The organism is Streptomyces sp. NPDC057638 (assembly GCF_042800315.1).
Classification (GTDB): Bacteria; Actinomycetota; Actinomycetes; order Streptomycetales; family Streptomycetaceae; genus Streptomyces.
On sequence record NZ_JBHVHF010000152.1, the window covers coordinates 1 to 18,786 of the forward strand.

The 18,786-nt window shown below is 73.0% G+C and carries 17 protein-coding genes; 12 read left to right on the forward strand and 5 right to left on the reverse strand.

Going from position 1 to position 18,786, the window contains the following annotated elements; all coding sequences use genetic code 11:
* Positions 1-83: 83 nt before the first annotated feature.
* Together ACFVIM_RS20515 and ACFVIM_RS20520 are read left to right on the forward strand one after the other, a co-directional pair.
* On the forward strand, positions 84-941 hold the full coding sequence (locus tag ACFVIM_RS20515; protein ID WP_384303179.1) for a phosphatidylinositol-specific phospholipase C/glycerophosphodiester phosphodiesterase family protein: 858 nt from the start codon (positions 84-86) through the stop codon (positions 939-941).
* 121 nt (positions 942-1,062) lie between these two features.
* Positions 1,063-1,254 (forward strand): hypothetical protein, encoded by a 192-nt coding sequence (locus ACFVIM_RS20520; protein WP_384303181.1) that lies wholly within the window; start codon positions 1,063-1,065, stop codon positions 1,252-1,254.
* 26 nt (positions 1,255-1,280) lie between these two features.
* On the opposite strand, the gene ACFVIM_RS20525 is transcribed toward ACFVIM_RS20520, so the two are convergent.
* Complete coding sequence (locus ACFVIM_RS20525; protein WP_384303183.1) at positions 1,281-1,634, reverse strand: DUF779 domain-containing protein; 354 nt, start codon at positions 1,632-1,634, stop codon at positions 1,281-1,283.
* 119 nt (positions 1,635-1,753) lie between these two features.
* On the opposite strand from ACFVIM_RS20525, the gene ACFVIM_RS20530 reads away from it, so the two are divergent.
* The 3 genes from ACFVIM_RS20530 (at position 1,754) to ACFVIM_RS20540 (ending at position 4,545) form a co-directional block, all read left to right on the forward strand.
* Positions 1,754-2,200: a nitroreductase family deazaflavin-dependent oxidoreductase gene (locus tag ACFVIM_RS20530; RefSeq protein ID WP_384303185.1), complete on the forward strand. Its 447-nt coding sequence runs from the start codon at positions 1,754-1,756 to the stop codon at positions 2,198-2,200.
* A 102-nt stretch (positions 2,201-2,302) separates the two neighbouring features.
* Positions 2,303-2,971, forward strand: a complete 669-nt coding sequence (locus ACFVIM_RS20535) for an NADPH-dependent F420 reductase (RefSeq protein ID WP_384303187.1) — start codon at positions 2,303-2,305, stop codon at positions 2,969-2,971.
* Positions 2,972-3,348: 377 nt separating this feature from the next.
* Positions 3,349-4,545, forward strand: a complete 1,197-nt coding sequence (locus ACFVIM_RS20540) for a serine hydrolase domain-containing protein (protein ID WP_384303189.1) — start codon at positions 3,349-3,351, stop codon at positions 4,543-4,545.
* Between the two features lie 126 nt (positions 4,546-4,671).
* Here ACFVIM_RS20540 and ACFVIM_RS20545 read toward each other — a convergent pair whose 3' ends face one another.
* On the reverse strand, positions 4,672-5,964 hold the full coding sequence (locus ACFVIM_RS20545; RefSeq protein WP_384303191.1) for a ricin-type beta-trefoil lectin domain protein: 1,293 nt from the start codon (positions 5,962-5,964) through the stop codon (positions 4,672-4,674).
* Between the two features lie 294 nt (positions 5,965-6,258).
* On the opposite strand from ACFVIM_RS20545, the gene ACFVIM_RS20550 reads away from it, so the two are divergent.
* Positions 6,259-7,056: an SAM-dependent methyltransferase gene (locus ACFVIM_RS20550; RefSeq protein ID WP_384303208.1), complete on the forward strand. Its 798-nt coding sequence runs from the start codon at positions 6,259-6,261 to the stop codon at positions 7,054-7,056.
* Positions 7,057-7,245: 189 nt separating this feature from the next.
* On the opposite strand, the gene ACFVIM_RS20555 is transcribed toward ACFVIM_RS20550, so the two are convergent.
* Positions 7,246-8,568: a serine hydrolase domain-containing protein gene (locus ACFVIM_RS20555; RefSeq protein WP_384303193.1), complete on the reverse strand. Its 1,323-nt coding sequence runs from the start codon at positions 8,566-8,568 to the stop codon at positions 7,246-7,248.
* A 407-nt stretch (positions 8,569-8,975) separates the two neighbouring features.
* On the opposite strand from ACFVIM_RS20555, the gene ACFVIM_RS20560 reads away from it, so the two are divergent.
* The 4 genes from ACFVIM_RS20560 to ACFVIM_RS20575 all read left to right on the forward strand — a co-directional run bounded on the left by ACFVIM_RS20560 (position 8,976) and on the right by ACFVIM_RS20575 (position 14,253).
* Positions 8,976-10,364, forward strand: coding sequence for a cryptochrome/photolyase family protein (locus ACFVIM_RS20560; RefSeq protein ID WP_384303195.1), 1,389 nt, complete (start codon positions 8,976-8,978; stop codon positions 10,362-10,364).
* 175 nt (positions 10,365-10,539) lie between these two features.
* On the forward strand, positions 10,540-11,490 hold the full coding sequence (locus ACFVIM_RS20565) for a MerR family transcriptional regulator (RefSeq protein ID WP_384303197.1): 951 nt from the start codon (positions 10,540-10,542) through the stop codon (positions 11,488-11,490).
* A gap of 244 nt (positions 11,491-11,734) precedes the next feature.
* Complete coding sequence (locus tag ACFVIM_RS20570) at positions 11,735-12,544, forward strand: aminoglycoside N(3)-acetyltransferase (protein WP_384303199.1); 810 nt, start codon at positions 11,735-11,737, stop codon at positions 12,542-12,544.
* 509 nt (positions 12,545-13,053) lie between these two features.
* Positions 13,054-14,253, forward strand: coding sequence for an amidohydrolase (locus tag ACFVIM_RS20575; RefSeq protein WP_384303201.1), 1,200 nt, complete (start codon positions 13,054-13,056; stop codon positions 14,251-14,253).
* Between the two features lie 54 nt (positions 14,254-14,307).
* On the opposite strand, the gene ACFVIM_RS20580 is transcribed toward ACFVIM_RS20575, so the two are convergent.
* Positions 14,308-15,645 carry a tetratricopeptide repeat protein gene (locus ACFVIM_RS20580; RefSeq protein WP_384303203.1) on the reverse strand — a complete coding sequence of 446 codons (1,338 nt, stop codon included), beginning with the start codon at positions 15,643-15,645 and terminating at the stop codon, positions 14,308-14,310.
* Positions 15,646-15,797: 152 nt separating this feature from the next.
* Between ACFVIM_RS20580 and ACFVIM_RS20585 the strand changes: the two genes are divergently transcribed.
* Together ACFVIM_RS20585 and ACFVIM_RS20590 are read left to right on the forward strand one after the other, a co-directional pair.
* Complete coding sequence (locus ACFVIM_RS20585; protein WP_384303205.1) at positions 15,798-17,153, forward strand: M64 family metallopeptidase; 1,356 nt, start codon at positions 15,798-15,800, stop codon at positions 17,151-17,153.
* Between the two features lie 121 nt (positions 17,154-17,274).
* Entirely contained in the window at positions 17,275-17,424 is a 150-nt protein-coding gene (locus ACFVIM_RS20590; protein ID WP_384303207.1) for a hypothetical protein, read from the forward strand.
* Positions 17,425-17,573: 149 nt separating this feature from the next.
* On the opposite strand, the gene ACFVIM_RS20595 is transcribed toward ACFVIM_RS20590, so the two are convergent.
* Positions 17,574-18,470 (reverse strand): chitinase, encoded by an 897-nt coding sequence (locus ACFVIM_RS20595; protein ID WP_384303210.1) that lies wholly within the window; start codon positions 18,468-18,470, stop codon positions 17,574-17,576.
* Positions 18,471-18,786 lie beyond the last annotated feature (316 nt).

Here is an 18,786-nt window from a genome sequence, read left to right on the forward strand (position 1 = left end):
GCCTCACGCGGCCGCGTGTGGTGAGCGGACGCGTCGGACGGGGGACGCGCGCTCCACCTCACGGACCCAGGAGGGGTATCGCCATGCCGGTGTCAGCGACCCGCAGAAGAGCCCTGACCACTCTCACCGCCACGCTCGCGACCACCCTCGTCACGCCCCGGCTCGCCCGCGCCGCCGAGGGCGCGGCACCCCGGCCCCGGCCGCTGCGACAGGCCCACGCCCACAACGACTATCTGCATCCCCGGCCCCTGCGTGACGCGCTCGCCCAGGGGTTCACCAGCGTGGAGGCCGATGTCTTCCTCGTCGGAGGCGATCTCCTGGTCGCCCACACCCCCGCCGAACTCGACCCCACCCGTACCCTGCGTTCGCTCTACCTCGATCCGCTGCTGGACCGGGTGCGGTCCCACCAGGGCTCCGTGTACCCGGGGTGGCGGGGGTCGCTCCAGCTGCTGGTGGACATCAAGGCGGATGGTGTCGAGTGCTATCGCGAACTCGACCGTCAGCTGCGGTCCTACCGGGAGATGCTGAGCGGGTACGCGCGGGGGCGGGTGCGGCGGAGGGCCGTCACGCCCGTGGTCTCCGGTGACCGGGCGGCCCGTGGGCCCCTGGCGGCCCAGGGGCACCGGTACGCCTTCTACGACGGCAGGCTCGATGATCTGGGCGGCGGGGCACCGGCCTCGCTGATCCCCCTGGTCTCGGCCAACTGGACCCAGACCTTCGGCTGGCGGGGCGTGGGCCCGATGCCCCCGGTGGAGCGGGAGCGGCTGCGGGCACTGGTGGGCCAGGCGCACGGGCGGGGGCGGCGGCTGCGGTTCTGGGCGACGCCCGACGCGCCCGGTGCCGCGCGGGAGGCGCTCTGGCGTGAGCTGCTCGACGCCGGGGTCGACCATCTGAACACGGATGACCTCGCGGGCCTGGCCCGGTTCCTCCGTAGCAGCTGACAGAGCGCTACGAGCGCGGCAACCACCCGTCCGGCCGACGTGCCGTGCGGACGCCGACGCCCCGCCCTGCGCCAGACTACGGGCCAATGCCGCGAATCCGGCGCGGCGGAGGAGGTTGGCCATGGTCATCTCGATGTCGGTGGTCCTGTTGCTGGTGGTCCTCGCGATCACCTTCCTGCGCAGTGGCCTGAAGTGGTCACACGCGATCACCTGCACCCTGCTCGGCTTCTTCCTCGCGGGCACCAGCATGGCTCCCAGCATCCAGGAGGGGGTGGCGGCGACCGCCGAGGTGGTCAGCGGACTGCACCCCTGACGTATCGTCAGAAAAATGGCGCGGGCTCATCCCACCAGATAGGAGCGGATGAGGAACCGCACCCCCTCGGGCGCCTCCAGCGAGAACCCGCTGCCGCGCCCTTCGACCACATCCACCACCAGCCGGGTGTGGCTCCACCGGGCGTACTGGCTCTTCGACATCCAGAAGGGGATCCCCGGCGAGACCCCCGCCACCCGCAGTTCGGCGAGGAGGACATCGGAATCCCCGGTGCGGAACTCCCCCAGGGGGTAACACATCGGCGCGCTGCCGTCGCAGCAGCCGCCCGACTGGTGGAACATCAGCGGACCATGGGCGGCGGTCAGTTCGCGCAGGAGGTCGGCTGCGGTCTCGGTCAGCTCCACACGCGCGGTCTCGGTCATTACCGCAGGAGACCACGGCCGGGGTTGCGAAGGCGTTGCGCCCGGTCGGCGGGACCGGTGGGATGGGAGTCACCCGGTGGGCCGACGGTGCCCGCCAGCGGAGAACAGGACGGAGAACCATGCCTCTTGAGGGCGAGTACGTGCCGAGCACGGAACAGTGGGTCCGGGACCAGGTCGCGCAGATCGAGGGTTCGGGCGGCACCGAGGGGACGACCCTGAGGGGCATGCCGGTGGTCGTGCTGACCACCCGGGGCGCCAAGAGCGGCAAGATCCGCAAGTCACCGCTGATGCGGGTGGAGCACGACGGCCGGTACGCGGCGGTGGCCTCGCTCGGCGGTGCGCCGAAGCACCCGCTCTGGTACCACAACGTGGTCTCCGACCCCCGGGTCGAGCTCCAGGACGGCCCGGTCCTTCAGGACATGCGGGCCCGCGAGGTCACCGGCGCGGAGAAGGCCGAGTGGTGGGAGCGGGCGGTGGCCGCCTACCCCGACTACGCGGACTACCAGCTGAAGACGGACCGGGTGATCCCCGTCTTCGTCCTGGAGCCGGTACCCGAGGGCCACTGACGAGCCCCGGGGTCCCGGACCGCCGGGACCCCGGGCGGTCTCACTCGCTTGGCGCGGCCCGGATGCCCGCCGCCCGCCGCACGGGTCTACTGGCTCAGGGCGATGGCCCCCTCAGCGGACAGGAGAGTGACGATGGCGACGACGGCGATCGTGGGCACCGGCAACATCGGGGCGCGGCTGGCGGCCGACCTGGTGGACGGCGGGCAGGACATCCTGGTCGCGAGCCGTGAGCTGGGATCGGCCCGTGAGCTCGCCGACCGGCTGGGCGAGGGGGCCACCGCCGTGAGCGTCGATGACGCCGTCAGCCGGGCCGACATCATCGTCTTCGCCGTCTGGTTCGACGTGATCAAGGAGCTGGTGGCCCGGTACGGGGACCGCCTCAAGGGGAAGATCGTCGTCGACCCCTCCAACCCGATCGAGCCCGACGGCCAGGGCGGCTTCACCAAGACCATCCCACGGGACCAGTCGTCCGGAGTGGTCATCGCCTCACTGCTGCCGGACGGCGCCCGTCCGGTGAAGGCGTTCGGCACCATGCTCGCCGGGACCCTGCGCGACGCCGCCCACCGCGAGCCCGAGCGGGCCGTCGCCTTCTACGCGGCGGATGACCTGGAGGCCGGTGCGACGGTGGCCGATCTCATCAGCGCGGCGGGCTTCGACCCGATCCGGGTGGGCGGTATCTCCGAGTCGCTGCGCATCGAGGTCTTCGGCGATCTCCACGAGGGAACCCTCGGTACACAACCCACCGCCGACGAGGCCCGCAAGCTCCTCTGAGCACGCGCCGCCGCCGTACTCCTCTCGCCGCCGCCGCACCCCTCGCGCCGTACGACGGGAACGGGCTCCGCGTACGACGTGGACGCGCGGCATGGTACGAGAGGAGGGGACGGCCGTGCCGACACCTCCGGGCCGGCGTGGCGCTACGGGCGCCACCGGTCGCGCACGCCTCCGCGCGCGGGTCGCGTGTTGCCCAAGGCGGCCCCGCCCTGAGCGGGAACCGGCCACCCGTACGCCTTCGGCCAACGGCCGCCCGGCGGTCAACCTCTCCGCTCCCCGGAACGGTCCTCCCTCCTGACAGAGGTTCACCGCGCTCGGGTGACCCCGGTGACACGCCGTCCCGACCAGGCGGCGCGTCCTCACGAAGGAGCAGGCTCATGGGAGCAGCACGCATCATGCGGACGGCGGCGGTGGGGGTCGTCGCGTCGGCGCTCGCGGTCACCGCCTGGGCGGCACCGGCACAGGCCGACGGGGAACAGCCGCGCGGCTCAGGGCACCAGGCGACCCAGCGCGCGATGGACGCCGTGGTGGCGGCGGGCGTCCCCGGGGTCCAGGCCGGGGCCAAGGACGCGCGGGGGGTCTGGAAGTCCACCTCCGGTGTCGGCGACCGGGAGACCGGCACACCGCGCGGCACCAACGACCGCTTCCGTATCGGCAGCATCACCAAGACCTTCGTCGCCACCGTCCTGCTCCAAATGGAGGAGGAGGGCAGGCTCGACCTCGACGACTCCGTGGAGACCTGGCTCCCCGGGCTGGTCCGGGGGAACGGCAACGACGGACGGAAGATCACCGTACGGCAGTTGCTCAACCACACCAGCGGACTCTTCGACCACACCAGTGACGCGGCGTTCGTCCAGCGCAATCTGCTCGCGCCCGGCTTCCTCACCCACCGCTACGACACCCACCGCCCCGAGGACCTGGTCCGGGTCGGTCTCTCCCACCGGCCGGACTTCGCTCCCGGTACCCGCCACTCCTACTCCAACACCGGCTATATCCTCGCCGGGCTGATCATCGGAAAGGTCGGCGGCAACAGCTACGAACACGAGATTCGCGAGCGCGTCATCAAGCCGCTGAAGCTGCGCGCCACCAGCCTGCCGCGCACCAACCCGCATCTGCCCCAGCCCAGCGGGCGCGGCTACTCCAGGCTCTCCCTCGACCCGGCCGCGACCACCGTCTACGACGTGACCGCCCACAACATGAGCTGGGGCTGGTCCGCCGGGGACATGATCTCCACCCCCGGTGACATCAACCGCTTCCTCAGCGCCCTGATGCGCGGCGAGCTGCTCTCCCCGAAGTCGCTGGCCGCGATGAAGACGGGGGTGCCCACACCGCAGGACGAGCTGTACAGCTCGTACGGCCTCGGTCTCTACACCCTGCGCACCACCTGCGACCGGAAGATCTGGGGCCACAGCGGCGGTACGGCCGGATCCCTGACCGAGGCCGCCACCACCGAGGACGGCCGTCACTCCTTCACCTACAACCAGAACGGTGACTGGGCCTACGGTGACATCGTGAGCGCGGAGTTCTGCGGTACGACGGGCGGTGCCGCGCGCGCCTCCCGGCCCCTGCGCTGACCGGCGCGGCGTCCCGCCCCACCGTCCTGACCGGCGCGGCGACCCGGCCCTCGCGCTGACCGCTCCGGCGGCTCAGCCGCCGCGCTGACCGGCCCCGCCCCAGGCGGACCGCCCCGCCGCCCCCACTCAGCCGCCCACCAGGGTCCACTTCTGGTTGGGGTTGCCCGAGCAGCTCCAGATCTGGGTGGGGGTGGCGTCCGCCGGGTTCTGTCCCAGCACGTCCAGGCACTTGTTCGCGGGGATGTTGACCAGATCGCGGGCGGCGGCGTTGTAGGCCCAGCGCTGCGCCCCGCTGCCGTTGCAGTCCCACAGCCGCACCCGGGTGCCGTCGGCGCTCTGGCCACCCGCCACGTCCAGACACTTCCCCAGCGCCCGGACCGTGCCGTCGTCACCGAGGGTCCAGCGCTGCGCCGCCGTCCCGTTGCAGGTGTAGAGCTGTACGGGGGTGCCGTTGGCCGGACTGGCCCCCGCGACGTCCAGACACTTGCCCGCGAGACCGGTCAGGGCGCCGGTGCGCCCCGGGCCACCGGTGGCCGTGACCCGGACATGGTCGACCATGAGCCGCTGCGGGAAGACGGTGGAGCCGTCCGGGTCGCCGGGCCAGTCACCGCCCACCGCCAGATTGAGGATCAGGAAGAACGGCTTGTTGAAGACCCAGGACCGCCCGCCCAGGTCGGCCGGGGTGCGCCGCTGGTAGACCCGTCCGTCGACGGACCAGGTGATCACATCGGGCGCCCAGTCGACGGCGAAGGTGTGGAAGGCGTCGGCGAACGCCTGACCGGCGGGCAGGTCGTAGGAGCCGGTGACGCCGCCGGCGCCGGAGTAGCCGGGGCCGTGGAGGGTGCCGTGGACCCGGCCCGGCTCGTGCCCGACGTTCTCCATGATGTCGATCTCGCCGCTGGCGGGCCATCCGACCTGTCCGAAGTCGTGGCCGAGCATCCAGAAGGCGGGCCATACGCCCCGTCCACGGGTCATCTTGATCCGCGCCTCCACCCGTCCGTAGGCGGCGGCGAACTTCCCGGCCGTGTTGAGCCGGGCCGAGGTGTACTGACAGCTGCCGTACCAGCAGGTGTAGTTCGCCGGGTTCTCCCGGCGCGCGGTGATCACCAGATGGCCCTGGCCGTCGAGGGCGGCGTTGGCGTTGCCCGCTGTGTAGTACTGCCGTTCGTGGTTGTAGACGTTGTCCCCGGTCTCCGTGTTCCACCGGCCGGTGTCGACGGCCGCCCCGGCCGGGCCGTCGAAGGTCTCCTCGAAGACGGGCGCGGCCACCGTCCGGCCGGGTGGGGGCGTGGCCCGGGCGGTCGCCATCGGCTGGGGCAGACAGAGGGTGAACCCGAGGGTGACGGCGGCGAGGAGGACGCCTCGCCGCGCACGGGCGGTGGATCGCGAGGACAGCGGGTTCAGGGAGGGCACGGCCATGGGGAACCTCGTTCGCTCGGTCGGTGCGCGGACCGGCCCCGCCGCTCCGCGCGGGACGGGGGGGAGAGCGGGCCCCTGGGCGGAGTGAACCGAGGGAGTGACGAGGTGTCAATGGACGGGCCGGGGGCGTGTCCGGTCCCACCGGAGCATGTCCCTCCATGTCGTGCCGACCCATCGGACAGTGAACCGGTAGCTGCGCTTCCGCGAGCCGTTTTGGCTCTCGTGTGACGGGTGAGGAAGGATAGGCGATTACTCGTACGGTCGTACGACATGGAGAGTCGGAGGGGCACCCCCATGGACGCGGAGAAGGCCCAGGCGTTGCTGGAACAGATTGACACGAGTACACCGCACTCGGCGCGGGTGTGGAACTTCTGGCTCGGAGGAAAGGACAACTACGCGGTCGACCAGGCGCTGGGCGCGCGGCTGGAGGAGAGCTACCCGCAGATCGTCGACATCGCGCGGGCGTCACGCCGCTTCCAGGCCCGCGCCGTGCGCTATCTGGCGGAGGAACACGGCATCCGCCAGTTCCTGGACCTCGGCACCGGACTGCCCACCGCCAACTCCACCCACGAGGTCGCCCAGCGGGCCGTCCCCGAGGCGAGGATCGTCTACGTCGACAACGACCCGATCGTCCTCGCCCACGCGCGCGCCCTCCTCGTCGGTCACCCCGACGGCGCCACGAACTACGTCCACGCCGACTTCAACGACACCGAGACCGTGCTCCGCGAGGCGCTCACCACCCTCGACGCCGACCGTCCGGTCGCGGTGATGCTCCTCTCCACCCTCGGACACATCACGGACGACGCCCACGCCGCCGCCCTGATCCGCGACTACCTCGGCGCCTTCCCGGCGGGCAGCGCGCTGATCCTCTGCGACACCATCGAGACGCCCGAGTCCCGTGCCGCGTCGGAGGAGTACGCGAGCGGGGGAGCCCGGCCGTATATCTCCCGCCCCGCCGACCTGCTGCGCTCCTTCGCGGACGGCCTCGACCTGGTCGAGCCCGGCTTCGGGTCCATCAGCGGGTGGCGGCCCGACGAGCCGCCGACCGGCGACCCGGTCGACCAGTGGGGCCTCGTCGGCATCAAGCGCTGAGACGGCGGGTCGCCCGCCGCCCGTGGGTGGCGGCGGTGCCCCGGCCGGTCGGATGGGTTGGCCGCCCCGGGTGAGGCATCCGGAGGCGCGACACCGTACCGGCGTCCGTGCCGCCGTGACGCGCTCCCTCTGTGCCGCGCGCCGACACGGCACAGAGGGAGCGATCGGAACCGGCGCGCGGGCCACGCCTCACGGGGCGGCGGGGGACCGGGACGGAGCGCTGGGACCGGGGGACCGGGAGGGCGCGGTGGGGCTCTGCGGGAGTTCGTAGACATGGTCCGGGCTCACGATCTCGGTGACCGCCGTCGCGAACAGCGTGCTCGGTTCCGTCCCGTCGTGGCTGACGTCCGTGTTGAGCAGGATCACCATCGTCGCCCGCGCCTGCGGCAGATACATGGTCACCGTCTCGTACCCCGGCAGGGACCCGTTGTGGCCGACCCAGCCGTGGACCGCGAAGACGCCGAGCCCGTAGCCGACCCCCGGGGCCGGGGTCGGACCGGTCTTCAGCCGCTCCGCCTGTGTCGCCGGTTCCAGCAGGGTTCCGGTCGCCAGGATCCGCGCCCAGCGGCGCAGATCCTGGAGGTCGGAGACCATCGCCCCGGCCGCCCAGGCCCAGGAGCTGTTCCAGCCGGTGGAGTCCTCGATGGCGCCCGACGCGGTCTGGTCGGTGTAGCCGTGGGCGTGCGGGCTGGGGAACTCCGTTCCCGAGGGGAAGGAGGTGTGCGCCAGCCCGGCGGGCTCCAGGACGTTCCGCTCGATGAACTGGTCCAGCGGGATCCCGCCGACCTTCTCGACGACGAGCCCCAGCAGGATGAGATTGGTGTTGCTGTACTCGAACTCGGCGCCGGGCGCGAAGTTCACCGGATGCCGGAAGGAGAAGTTCAGCAACTCCTGTGGGGAGAAGTACCCCTCCGGGTCGGTGGTGAGCGCCTTGTCGAACGAGTCGTCCTCGGAGTAGTTGAAGAGCCCGCTGCGCATGCCCGCCAGCTCGCGCAGGGTGATCCGGTCCCCGTTCGGCACCCCGTCGACGTACTGTCCGATGGGGTCGTCAAGACCCACCTCGCCCCGGTCCACCAGCTCCAGCAGCGCGGTCACGGTGAAGGTCTTGGTCACGCTGCCGATCCGGGTGAACAGCCCGGGATCCATCGGCGCGTCCGTCGCCTTGTCCGCGACGCCGAACGACCGTACGTACTCGCCCTTCTCCGGAGCCCACAGACCCACCGTCACCCCGGGCGTGCCCGTCTCCCGCATCACCTGGCGCACGGCGGCGTCCAGACGCGCCGCGACCTCGGGCGTCAGTTCCGCGAAGGCGCCGTCCTCGGCGGACGGCGACGGGGAGGGAAGGGGCGACGGGTCGGCCGCCGCGAAGACACCGCCCGCCGTCCGCGTACCGGGCGCCGCGTACGCCACCGGGCCCGCCGCTACGGGCGCGACTCCCGCCGCCACGGGTGCGATCAGCGACGCCGTCACCGCCAGCGCCGCGCACACACCACGCCACCGTGCACACCTCATGGCATCCTCCCACCGGCCGAGGACCCCCGACCAGGCTAGGTCCACCCCGTGGCCGCCGCACGGTGGGACGGTCGCGTGCCTGGTGGGGGCGGTGGGAGCGCACCCTGCTGTGGTGCGGGTGACGGGTACGGGCGCAAGGGAACACCTGCGGGGCGCGGCCCCCAGGTGGCGTGCCGAACGCGTGTCCTGAGTGGCGCGCCGGACGCGCACCCTCAAGCGGTGCGCTGACGGCGGTGCGCTGACGGCGACGTGCTGACGGCGGCGCGCCCGACGCGTGCTCTGATGCGATCGACGCGGCGCGTGCCCTAGGGTGGCGCGCCAACCCTGCCCCGTCCCCGCTGTACCGCGTTCCCTCGTGGCGCGCCGGAGCGGGCCGGGCGCACCCGCGAATACCCAGGAGTGGCGCCATGACCGTGTCGGTCGTCCTGTTCACCTCGGATCTGCGACTCCATGACCATCCGCCGCTGCGCGCCGCGCTGGACCGCTCCGACCAGGTGGTGCCGTTGTTCGTCCAGGACAGCGACGTCCGGGCGGTGGGCTTCGACGTGCCCAACCGCCGCGCCTTCCTCGCCGACTGCCTCGCCGACCTCGACACCGGGCTGCGCGAGCGCGGCGGACGGCTTGTGGTCCGCACCGGCCGGGTCGCCGACGAGGTCGCCGCCGTGGTGGGGGAGACGGGGGCGACCGAGGTCCACCTGGCGGCCGGGGTCAGCCGGTACGCCGCCCTGCGGGAGGAGCGGCTGCGCGCGGCGCTCGCGGAACGGGAGTGCGCGCTCGTGGTCCATGACGCCGTCGTCACGGTGGTGCCGCCCGGCGCGGTGACGCCCTCCGGCTCCGACCACTACGCCGTCTTCACGCCCTACTTCCGCCGCTGGTCCCAGGAGCGCCCCCGCGACCCGCTCGCCGCACCCCGCCGGATCAGCGTCCCCGCCGCTCTCGCCGGTGACGCCCGCGACGGTACGGCCCCCGGAGCACCGGCCCGCTCGGGCGCCACGGCCCCAGCGCTCCCTCCGGGCGGTGAGCGCGCGGGGCGGCGGCGGATGAGCGCCTGGCTGCGGCGGGGGATCGACGCGTACGAGGAGCGCCACGACGATCTGGCGGGCGACGCCACCTCCCGGCTCTCCCCCTACCTCCACTTCGGCGCCCTCTCCGCCACCGAACTGGTCCACCGGGCCCGCGGGCGCGGCGGACCGGGCGCGGAGGCCTTCGTCCGGCAACTCTGCTGGCGCGACTTCCACCACCAGGTCCTCGCGGCCCGGCCGGAGTCGGCGGCCGACGACTACCGCGACCGGGGCGACCACTGGCGCAGCGGGCGCGCGGCCGAGGCGGACATCGCCGCCTGGAAGACGGGCCGCACCGGATACCCCCTGGTCGACGCGGCGATGCGCCAGCTGCTGCACGAGGGCTGGATGCACAACCGGGGGCGGCTGCTCGCCGCCAGCTTCCTCACCAAGACCCTCTACGCCGACTGGCGCGTCGGCGCCCGGCACTTCCTGGACCACCTGGTCGACGGCGACCTGGCCAACAACCAGCTCAACTGGCAGTGGGCGGCGGGCACCGGCACCGACACCCGCCCCAACCGGGTGCTCAACCCGGTCGCCCAGGCAAGGAGGTTCGATCCGGACGGCGCGTATGTGCGCCGCTGGGTGCCCGAACTCGCCGGGCTCACCGCCCCGGACATCCACCAGCCGTGGCGGCTGCCGGAGAAGGAGCGCGCCGCCCTGGACTACCCCGAGCCGCTGGTGTCCCTCACGGACGGGCTCGCCCGCTTCCAGGAGGCGCGGACACGCTCCTGACCACGGCGGGGGGAGACACCCGGCCCGGGGCGACGGGGGCGCCCCGGGACGGGGAAACAGTCTCGGCCCGCCCCCGCCGGGCGCTCAACACGCGTCGTTTGTGCGTCGTCTGGCGCGCCCTGACCGCGCTCGCCGCCGGATGTGACCACACCGCGTGGCCGCGTAGGATCGCCCGGTGACCACCCCGAGTGAGCCGGATGACGCCCGGGACGCGGGTCTCACCACCGGCGCCGTCGCGCGCCGTCTGGGCGTCGCCCCCACCACCCTGCGTTCCTGGCACCGGCGTTACGGCATCGGACCCGCCCGCCACGAAGGCGGCCGGCACCGCCGCTGGACCGCCGACGACCTCGCCGTCCTCGACCGTATGTGCGCCCTGACCGGAACCGGACTGGCGCCCGCCGAGGCCGCTCGCCTCGCCCTCGCCCGCGCCCATGGCCCGGCGCCCGGCGTGCCGCCCCAGCGGGTCGCCGCGCTCCCGGCGCTCGCCCCCGACTCCGCGCGTCAGGAGTGCCGGGGCCTGGCCCGTGCCGCCCGCCGCCTCGACGCCCACGCCGTGGAGGTGGCGCTCACCTCCGCCGTGACCGAGCACGGTCTGGTCACCGCCTGGAGCGAGATCATCGTGCCGACCCTGATGGCCGTCGGACGGGCCTGGCAGCGGCTCGGTGAACGTCATGTGGCGGTCGAGCACCTGCTCTCCTGGCAGGTCTCCTGCGCGCTGCGCCGCCACACGGTCCCCGTGCCGGAACGCCCGGGGCCGCCCGTCCTGCTCGCCTGTGTCCCCGGTGAGGGGCACACCCTCCCGCTGGAGGCGCTCGGGGCCGCGCTGGCCGCGCACGGCCACCCGGTCAGGATGTTCGGGGCGGCCCTGCCCGCCGAGGCCCTGGACTGCGCGGTGCGCGCCACCGGGCCCGCCGCCGTCGTCCTGTGGTCCCAGTCCCGTACGACCGCCAACCGCGTGCTCGCCCGCCACTGCGCCGCGATCACCTGGGGCGTACGCGGGGCCCGTACCCACCCCGTCCTGGTGACGGCGGGACCGGGCTGGGCGGGCCCCCATGTCCCCGGCGCCGTCCGGCCCCTGACCCTCAGGGAGGCCCTCGGCACCCTGGAGCCGCTGCTGGCGGCGTGAGCCCCGCTCACGGATGCCGTGGGGTGTCCCCATCCGTACCCCCGGCCATCCGCACCTCCTTGGCGCCCCGGCTCCGGCAGCGCCAGGTCGTTGCCGCCGGGATCCGTCCGCTGAGCCGGCCGACGACCGGGCCCCGCCGGGCCGCGCCGTCCAGAGCGCCGGGGCTTCGGGCAGGAGGCGGCCCGCCACCAGCGGGGAGAAATCCGTTCGTCGTCGCCGGTACGAGGAGGCAGACTCAGCCACCATGTCCTCTCAACCACCTCATGGTCCCCTCTGTACCCTTGATTCCCTCAGCTCCGACCTGCGCGCACTCGGCGCGGCCCCGGGAGAGACCCTGCTGGTCCACTCCTCCCTCAGCGCGCTGGGGTGGGTCTGCGGCGGTGCCCCGACCGTCGTACGGGCCCTGCTCGACGTCCTCGGTCCGGACGGCACGCTCGTGGTCCCCACCCACTCCACCGAGAACTCCGATCCGGCGGGCTGGATCGCGCCCCCGGTGCCCCGCGCGTGGTGGGACGAGATCCGCGCCACGATGCCCGCGTACGATCCGCGCACCACACCCACCCGGGGCGTCGGCCTGATCCCCGAGACCGTCCGCACCTGGCCGGGTGCCGTCCGCAGTGACCATCCGCAGACGTCGTTCACCGCCATCGGCCCGCGTGCCCGCACCCTGACCGCCGGACACGCGCTCGACTGCATGTTCGGTGAGGAGAGTCCGCTGGCCCGGCTGGAGGAGGCCGGGGCGCGGGTCCTGCTGCTGGGCGCGGACTACGACAGCTGTTCGGCCTTCCATCTGGCCGAGTACCGGCTCGCCTCGCCCCCGCTGGACGACAACTCCTTCGCGGTGCAGACGCCTCAGGGCCGCCGCTGGGTCACCGTCCGCGATGTGGCCGTGGACGAGGAGGACTTCGAGCGGCTCGGCGCGGACTTCGAGGGGCAGGGCCCCGTCGTCCACGGGACGGTGGGCCGGGCCCGGGCCCGGCTCTTCCCGCTGGCCGACGCCGTCGCCTACGCCGAGCGCTGGCTGGGGGAGCACCGCGTACCCGCCGGGGGTTAGGCGTCTCTCGCGGATCTGCGGGTGACCTTCCCCCTGGGCCCTGCGGCCCGGGTGGTGCCCCCAGCCTGGGCTCTGCGGCCTGGGCCGGGTGCCCCCATGCCCTGGGCTCTGCGGCCCGGGTGGTGCCCGCAGCCTGGGCCCTGCGGCCTGGGCCGGGTGCCCCCCATGCCCTGGGCTCTGTGGCCTCGGCCGGGTGCACCCAGTCCTCGGCCCTGGCGGCCCGGGTGCGGGTGCCCCGCCCGGCCTGGGCGAGTGCCCTCCGCGCCCGGGCCCGTTCCCCCGCCCCGCCTGGTCCGGCAGAAGCACCCTGACCCGCACCACCGTCCGCTCACCGGGTTCTGGTATACCGATGACCGAACGCGGGCCCGGATGCCGTACGCCGGTGCCCGGCCGCCCCACCCGCCCCGAGGAGCGCGATATGAGCCACCGTAAGGTCGGCGACGGCGCGCCCTGAGCCCTGCCCCGCGCCCCCGCTGAACGCACCTCCGCAGCAAGGAGTCCGACGGACCATGACGTCCACCACGCCCGTCCTGTTCACCGCCGTCCGCACCGAGGACGGGCTCCTCCGTGATCTCCTCGTGGTCGACGGACTGATCACCGGTGACGGCACCGGGCCGCTGCCCGACGGCACGGTGACCGTGGACGCGGCGGGCGCGCTGGCCCTGCCGTCGCCGGTCGACGCGCATATCCACCCGGACAAGACGACCTGGGGCGGTCCCTGGCTCAGCCGTGAGCCCGCGCACTCCCTGAAGGACCTGATCGACGGCGACGTACGGGCCCGGGAGCGGATTCCCGGCACGGTCGAGGAGCGCTCCGGCGCGCTGATGGACCAGGCCGCCGCCCGGGGCACCCGGGCCATGCGGGCCCATGTCGACGTCTCCCCGGTGCACGGACTCGGCGGTGTCCACGGGGTGCGGGCGGCGGCCGACGCCCGCACCCATCTGCTCGATGTCCAGATCGTCGCCTTCCCCCAGCTCGGCCTGTTGAGCAGGCCGGGCACCGCCGAACTCCTGGAGCGCTCGCTCGCCGAGGGCGCCGACATCCTCGGCGGTCTCGACCCGCTCGGGGTCGACGGCGACCTCGACGGCCATCTCGATCTCCTCTTCGACCTGGCGCTGCGGTACGGGGTCCCGCTGGACATCCATCTTCACGACGGTGGACCCGACGGGGTGCGTCAGGTCATCGAGGTCGCCCGGCGCACCACCGCCGCCGGTCTCGGCGGCCGGGTCACCCTGAGTCATGTCTTCTGTCTCGCGGACCTGCCCGGCACCGAACTGGCCGATGTCGCGGCCCGGCTGACCGAGGCGGACATCGCGCTGACCACGTGTGCGCTGGGCGCCGATCCGGTGCTGCCGACGGCCGCCCTGACCGGCCACGGGGTCAGGGTCGCGGCCGGTTCCGACGGGGTGCGCGACGCGTGGAGCCCCTTCGGGGACGCCGACATGGTCCACCGGGCCCATCTGCTCGCGTACCGCACCGACGCCCGCACCGACGCGGAGCTCGCCGCCTGCTACCACCTGGTGGCCCACGGCGGCGCCGAGCTGCTCGGTCTGTCCCGCGCCGGGTTCGCCCCCGGCGACCCGGCCGACTTCGTGCTGCTGCCGGTCGCGTCCCTGCCGGAGGCCGTCGTGGACCGCCCCGCGCCCGGGATGGTCGTCCGCGCGGGCCGGGTCATCGCCCGCGACGGCCGTCTCGTCCACGGCGGGTGACGCCCTGAGGAGGGCCACCGGCGCTCCCGTACGGCGTCCGCGCGGGCCCGGTGGTCAGTGCGTCAGGCGGACCGGCGCCGGGCTCGGTCCCAGCGTCGTCGTGCCCGGCGCCGCGCGATGGCCCAGACCCGTGCGGTAGACATCGAGCGCGGCCTCGGTGCGGCCGGTGCGCCGGAGCAGATCGCCGAGGAGCCGGCAGAGGTCCGCCAGGTCCCCACTGGCGCCGCTGCGCTCCAGCAGCGCGAGTGCCCGTACGTAGTGTTCCTCGGCCGTCTCCAGCTCCTGGCGCTCCTCGGCGATCAGCCCGAGCAGCCGGTGCGCCCCGCCCGCGTGGACCGCGCCGTGCGCCTCGTCCAGGTCGAGCAGGGCGGCGAGCATCTCGGCGGCCTCGTCATACCGGCCCTGGCGGCGCAGCACGTCGGCGAGTTCCACCTCGACCTGCGCGGTGAACAGGGCCGCGCGCTTGGCGGTGAGCATCTCGCGGGCGGTGCGCAGTTCGCGTTCGGCCGTGGCGAGGTCGCCGTCCTGCGCCTGGACATAGCCCCGCATCCAGTGGCAGTGCGCCAGTTCCGTACGGAGCCGCAGCTGGCGGTAGATCGACTGGGCCTCGGCCAGGGAGGCGTCGGCGTCGGCGGTGCGGCCCTCCGCGAGGAAGGTGCGCGCCACCTGCCGGTGCAGGCTGGCGACCAGCGCCGGATCGCTGACCCGGGGGGCCAGTGACAGCGCGAACTCGGCGGCGTGCGCGGCCCGCGCGTGCGCTCCCATGTCGATATAGGGCCCGATGACGGCGGCGTGGAGCAAGAGCAGCGCCTCCGGGTCGCCGAGTCCGCTGCTGGTCAGTTCGTCGATGGCGGATTCCAGCAGGTAGCAGGCGTACCGCAGTTCCCCGGCGAGCAGATGGGCCACCGCGCGGCCCCGGACGGCGCGCGCCCGGCGCGGCAGCGGCTCGTCGGCCAGCAGCTTCTCGGCGGCCTCGAAGTGGCGTCGCGCGGGGTCCAGATCGCCGGTCTCCAGCGCGCATTCGCCGAGTCCGAGCAGGGCCTCGGCCCGTTCGGCGGGCAGTCCCAGGTGTTCGGCGTCGGTGAGCAGCCGCCGGTAGCGGACGGCGGCCTCGTCGGCGGAGCCGGTGGCCAGTTCCCGCTGGGCGTCGGTGAGGCCGAGCCGCAGTTCGGTGGCGAGATGGGGCGCCCGGCCGGTGGTCAGTTCCTCGTAGCTGGTGCCCAGCCGTTCGGCGAGATGGCGTAGCGCCGTCTCGGACGGTCGTACCCTGCCCGCCTCCAGGGTGGAGACATAGGCGGGTGTGTAGGCGGGTTCCGCCAGCTGCCGTTGTGTCAGTCCGCGCGCGGTGCGCAGCCTCTGTACCCGTCGCCCGATCTCGGCCGGTTGGTCCATGGGAACCCCCTGGTAGCTCGAACTGCCCAGTATTGGGTGCCGGCGGGCCATTGCGCACCCCTGGCCGGCGCCCCTAACTTAAGCATCCAGTTCAAGCCATTTACTAACCCACTTAACTCCGTGGGTTCACCCGAACGTGAAATGAGGCTTCCATGCGCTCGACGCTGCGCAGAGCCGTGACGGCCGCCGGTCTGGCCGGTGCCGTCACCGCCGCCCTCGCCCTCGCGCCCGGTGCGGTCGCCGCCCCGGTGGCCGCGGGCGCCGACGGGCCGAAGGTCGAGGTCGAGATACCGGGCCCGGAGCGCGGTACCGCCGCGGGCTCCGGCCATATCCTCGTCCCCGCCGAAGGCCGCGACCGGCCCGCCCCCCGGCTCTCCGCCACGCAGCGGGCCGCCGACGGCGAGGTCACCCGCATCGTCGGCAGCGGCTCCACCGCCGACCGGCTCGACATCGTCGTCCTGGGCGACGGCTACACCGCCGCCGAACTGCCCAAGTTCCAGCAGGACGCCCGCGCGATGTGGGGCGCCCTCGCGGAGGTCGAGCCCTACACCACGTACCAGAACCTCTTCAATGTCTGGACGGTCGACGCCGTCTCCCGCCAGTCCGGCGTCACCGGCGACCCGGACCGCGCCACCGTCCGGGACACCGCCCTCGGCTCCTACTTCTGGTGCGCTGACATCGAGCGGCTGCTCTGCATCGACCAGACCAAGGTCGACGGCTATGTCGCCAAGGCCCCCGAGGCCGATCTCGTCGTCGTCCTCGCCAACAGCCAGAAGTACGGCGGCGCGGGCTACAACCAGCCCAGCGCCACCTACGGCTACGAGGGCATCTCCACCGCCTCCGCGGGCAACGCCAAGTCCGGCCAGGTCGCCATCCACGAGACCGGCCACTCCCTCGGCAAGCTCGCCGACGAGTACTTCTACCCCGGCACGCCGGGCTACGAGCGGTACGAGGGAGCCGAGCCCGCCGACTCCAACAGCTCGCTGCTCACCGCGACGGACATGGCCGCCCAGCGGGTCAAGTGGCACCGCTGGCTCGGCGAGACCTCGCCCGACGGCGGCACCGTCGGCACCTACGAGGGCGGCAACTACTTCGTCTCCGGGATCTACCGCCCCACCGAGAACTCGATGATGCGCGCGGTCGACAAGCCCTTCAACCTGCCGGGCGTCGAGGCGATGATCGCCGGGTTCTACCGGCACGCCGAGGTCGCCACCTCGCTGGTGCGCACCGACCGCACCCTGCGGCTGGGCCAGAGCGCGAAGGTCTCCGTGCCCCGGCTGACCGGCGCCGACGGCAAGCAGCTGCGGATCCGCTGGTTCCTGGATGGCAAGGAGCTGCGCTTCGCCGCCGGGAAGGCCACGGTCCGCGTCTCCTCCCTGCTGCCGCGGCTGCTCGATCTGCGTCCGCACACCCTGTCGGTCACCGTCGACGACCGCACCACGGCCGTGCGCGACCCGAAGATCCGCGAGACCCTGTCCTCCACGGTCAGCTGGAAGGTCAGGTTCTGATCCCGGCGGCGTCCCCGGAGCGGGGGGCCGGGGCCTGAGCCCCGGGCACCGCGAGGCTTGTCCCCGGTGATCCACCGATGGCAGGCTTCCCGTCACCACGCACCGCACCCCAGGGGGTTCCATGAACGCCAAGCGCGTCGCCACCGCCGTCTCCGCCGTGCTCGCCTCGGCCGCCATCCTGCTCGGCACGGCCTCGGCCGCCCACGCCACCAAGACCGCGGGTGACAAGAAGGTCGAGGTCATCAAGGCGGCGGCGGACCAAGCGGCCTGACCGACACACCGACACACTGATGGGCCGGGGAGCGACGCTCCCCGGCCCACCGTACTGTCGCCGTTCTCCTCCGTGCCTCCCCGAGGGGCCGGTCAGGGTCGTGACCTCCCCCGCGGCACGGTTCTCAGCGGCGGATCAGCGCCGTTGCCTCAGCAGTAGAGGTTGGCGCCGGTCGGCACCCCGAGGATCTGGGTGAACTGCTTGTACCGGCTGACCCGGCTCTCCACCTGGCGGGGGTTACCGCCGTTGCACTCCAGCGTGCCGTTGATCGCGCGGATGGTCTGCGCGAAGCCCGCACCGCTCACCATGGCGTCATGGGCGGTGATCGGACCGGGACCGTTCTGGGTGTTCCAGTACCAGAGACCCGTCATCATCGCGACGGCCGGGTCGGTCTCCACCAGCCACGGGTTGTTCAGCAGGTCGATGCCGAGCCAGTCACCCGCGGTCTTGTAGTTGAAGTTCCAGCTCAGCTGGATCGGGCCGCGCCCGTAGTAGGCCGACTGACCCGCCGGGCAGCCGTACGGCTTGGTCCGGTCGCAGTAGTGCGGGTAGTTGGCCTCGTTGATCTCCTTGATGTAGTACAGCCCACCGGTCTCGTGGCTGACGTTCGCGAGGAAGGCCGCGGCCTCCTGCTTGCGCATCGTGTCGGTGCCGGTGTGGGCGAACTTCGGGAACGCCTTCATGGCGTCCGTCAGGCCCTTGTAGGTGTAGAAGGGGTTCCGCCGCGGGAACATCTGGTTGAACTGGGCCTCGCTCACCACGAAGCTGTTCGGGTTGGGGTTCCCCGTACCGCTGCCACAGCTGTAGGCGTCCCAGTAGTAGGTGCTCGCCACCGGGTTGTAGCCCGGGTTGGCCCGCTCAGCGATGTAGACGGAGCCATCGCTGTACTTGACGATGTCCCCCTTCTGGTAGTTGGCACCGGCCGCCCAGGTGGGCGCCGCGGCACACTCGTCCGCCGGGGTGGCGGCGGAGGCCGTGGCGGTGGGCACCAGCACGGTCGCCGCGAGCGACCCTGCCGCGACCACGCCGACCATCAGTGCCTTCATACGTTCTTTGAGCACGCGCTCGTCCCTTTCATACGTCAACGGACATGCCTGATCAGCCCGGTTGGCCGGGTCGACCACGGGCACTCCGTCGCGGGGTGTACGGCACACTGAACCGCCCCCGCCGGGTGCGAGTCAAGGTATAGACCAATGCGATTTTCTTCAGCAACGACGTTGTTCATCAGGGTCGTTGGGCGGTGGGGAATCAGGGTCCCGGAGCAGGGGCCCGTGCCCCTGGGCGGTAGCGGTGACTCCGTTTGCACGGTTCGCCGGACGGTGCCACGGGAACCGCGCCCGCCCTCGGAACAGGACCGTGCCC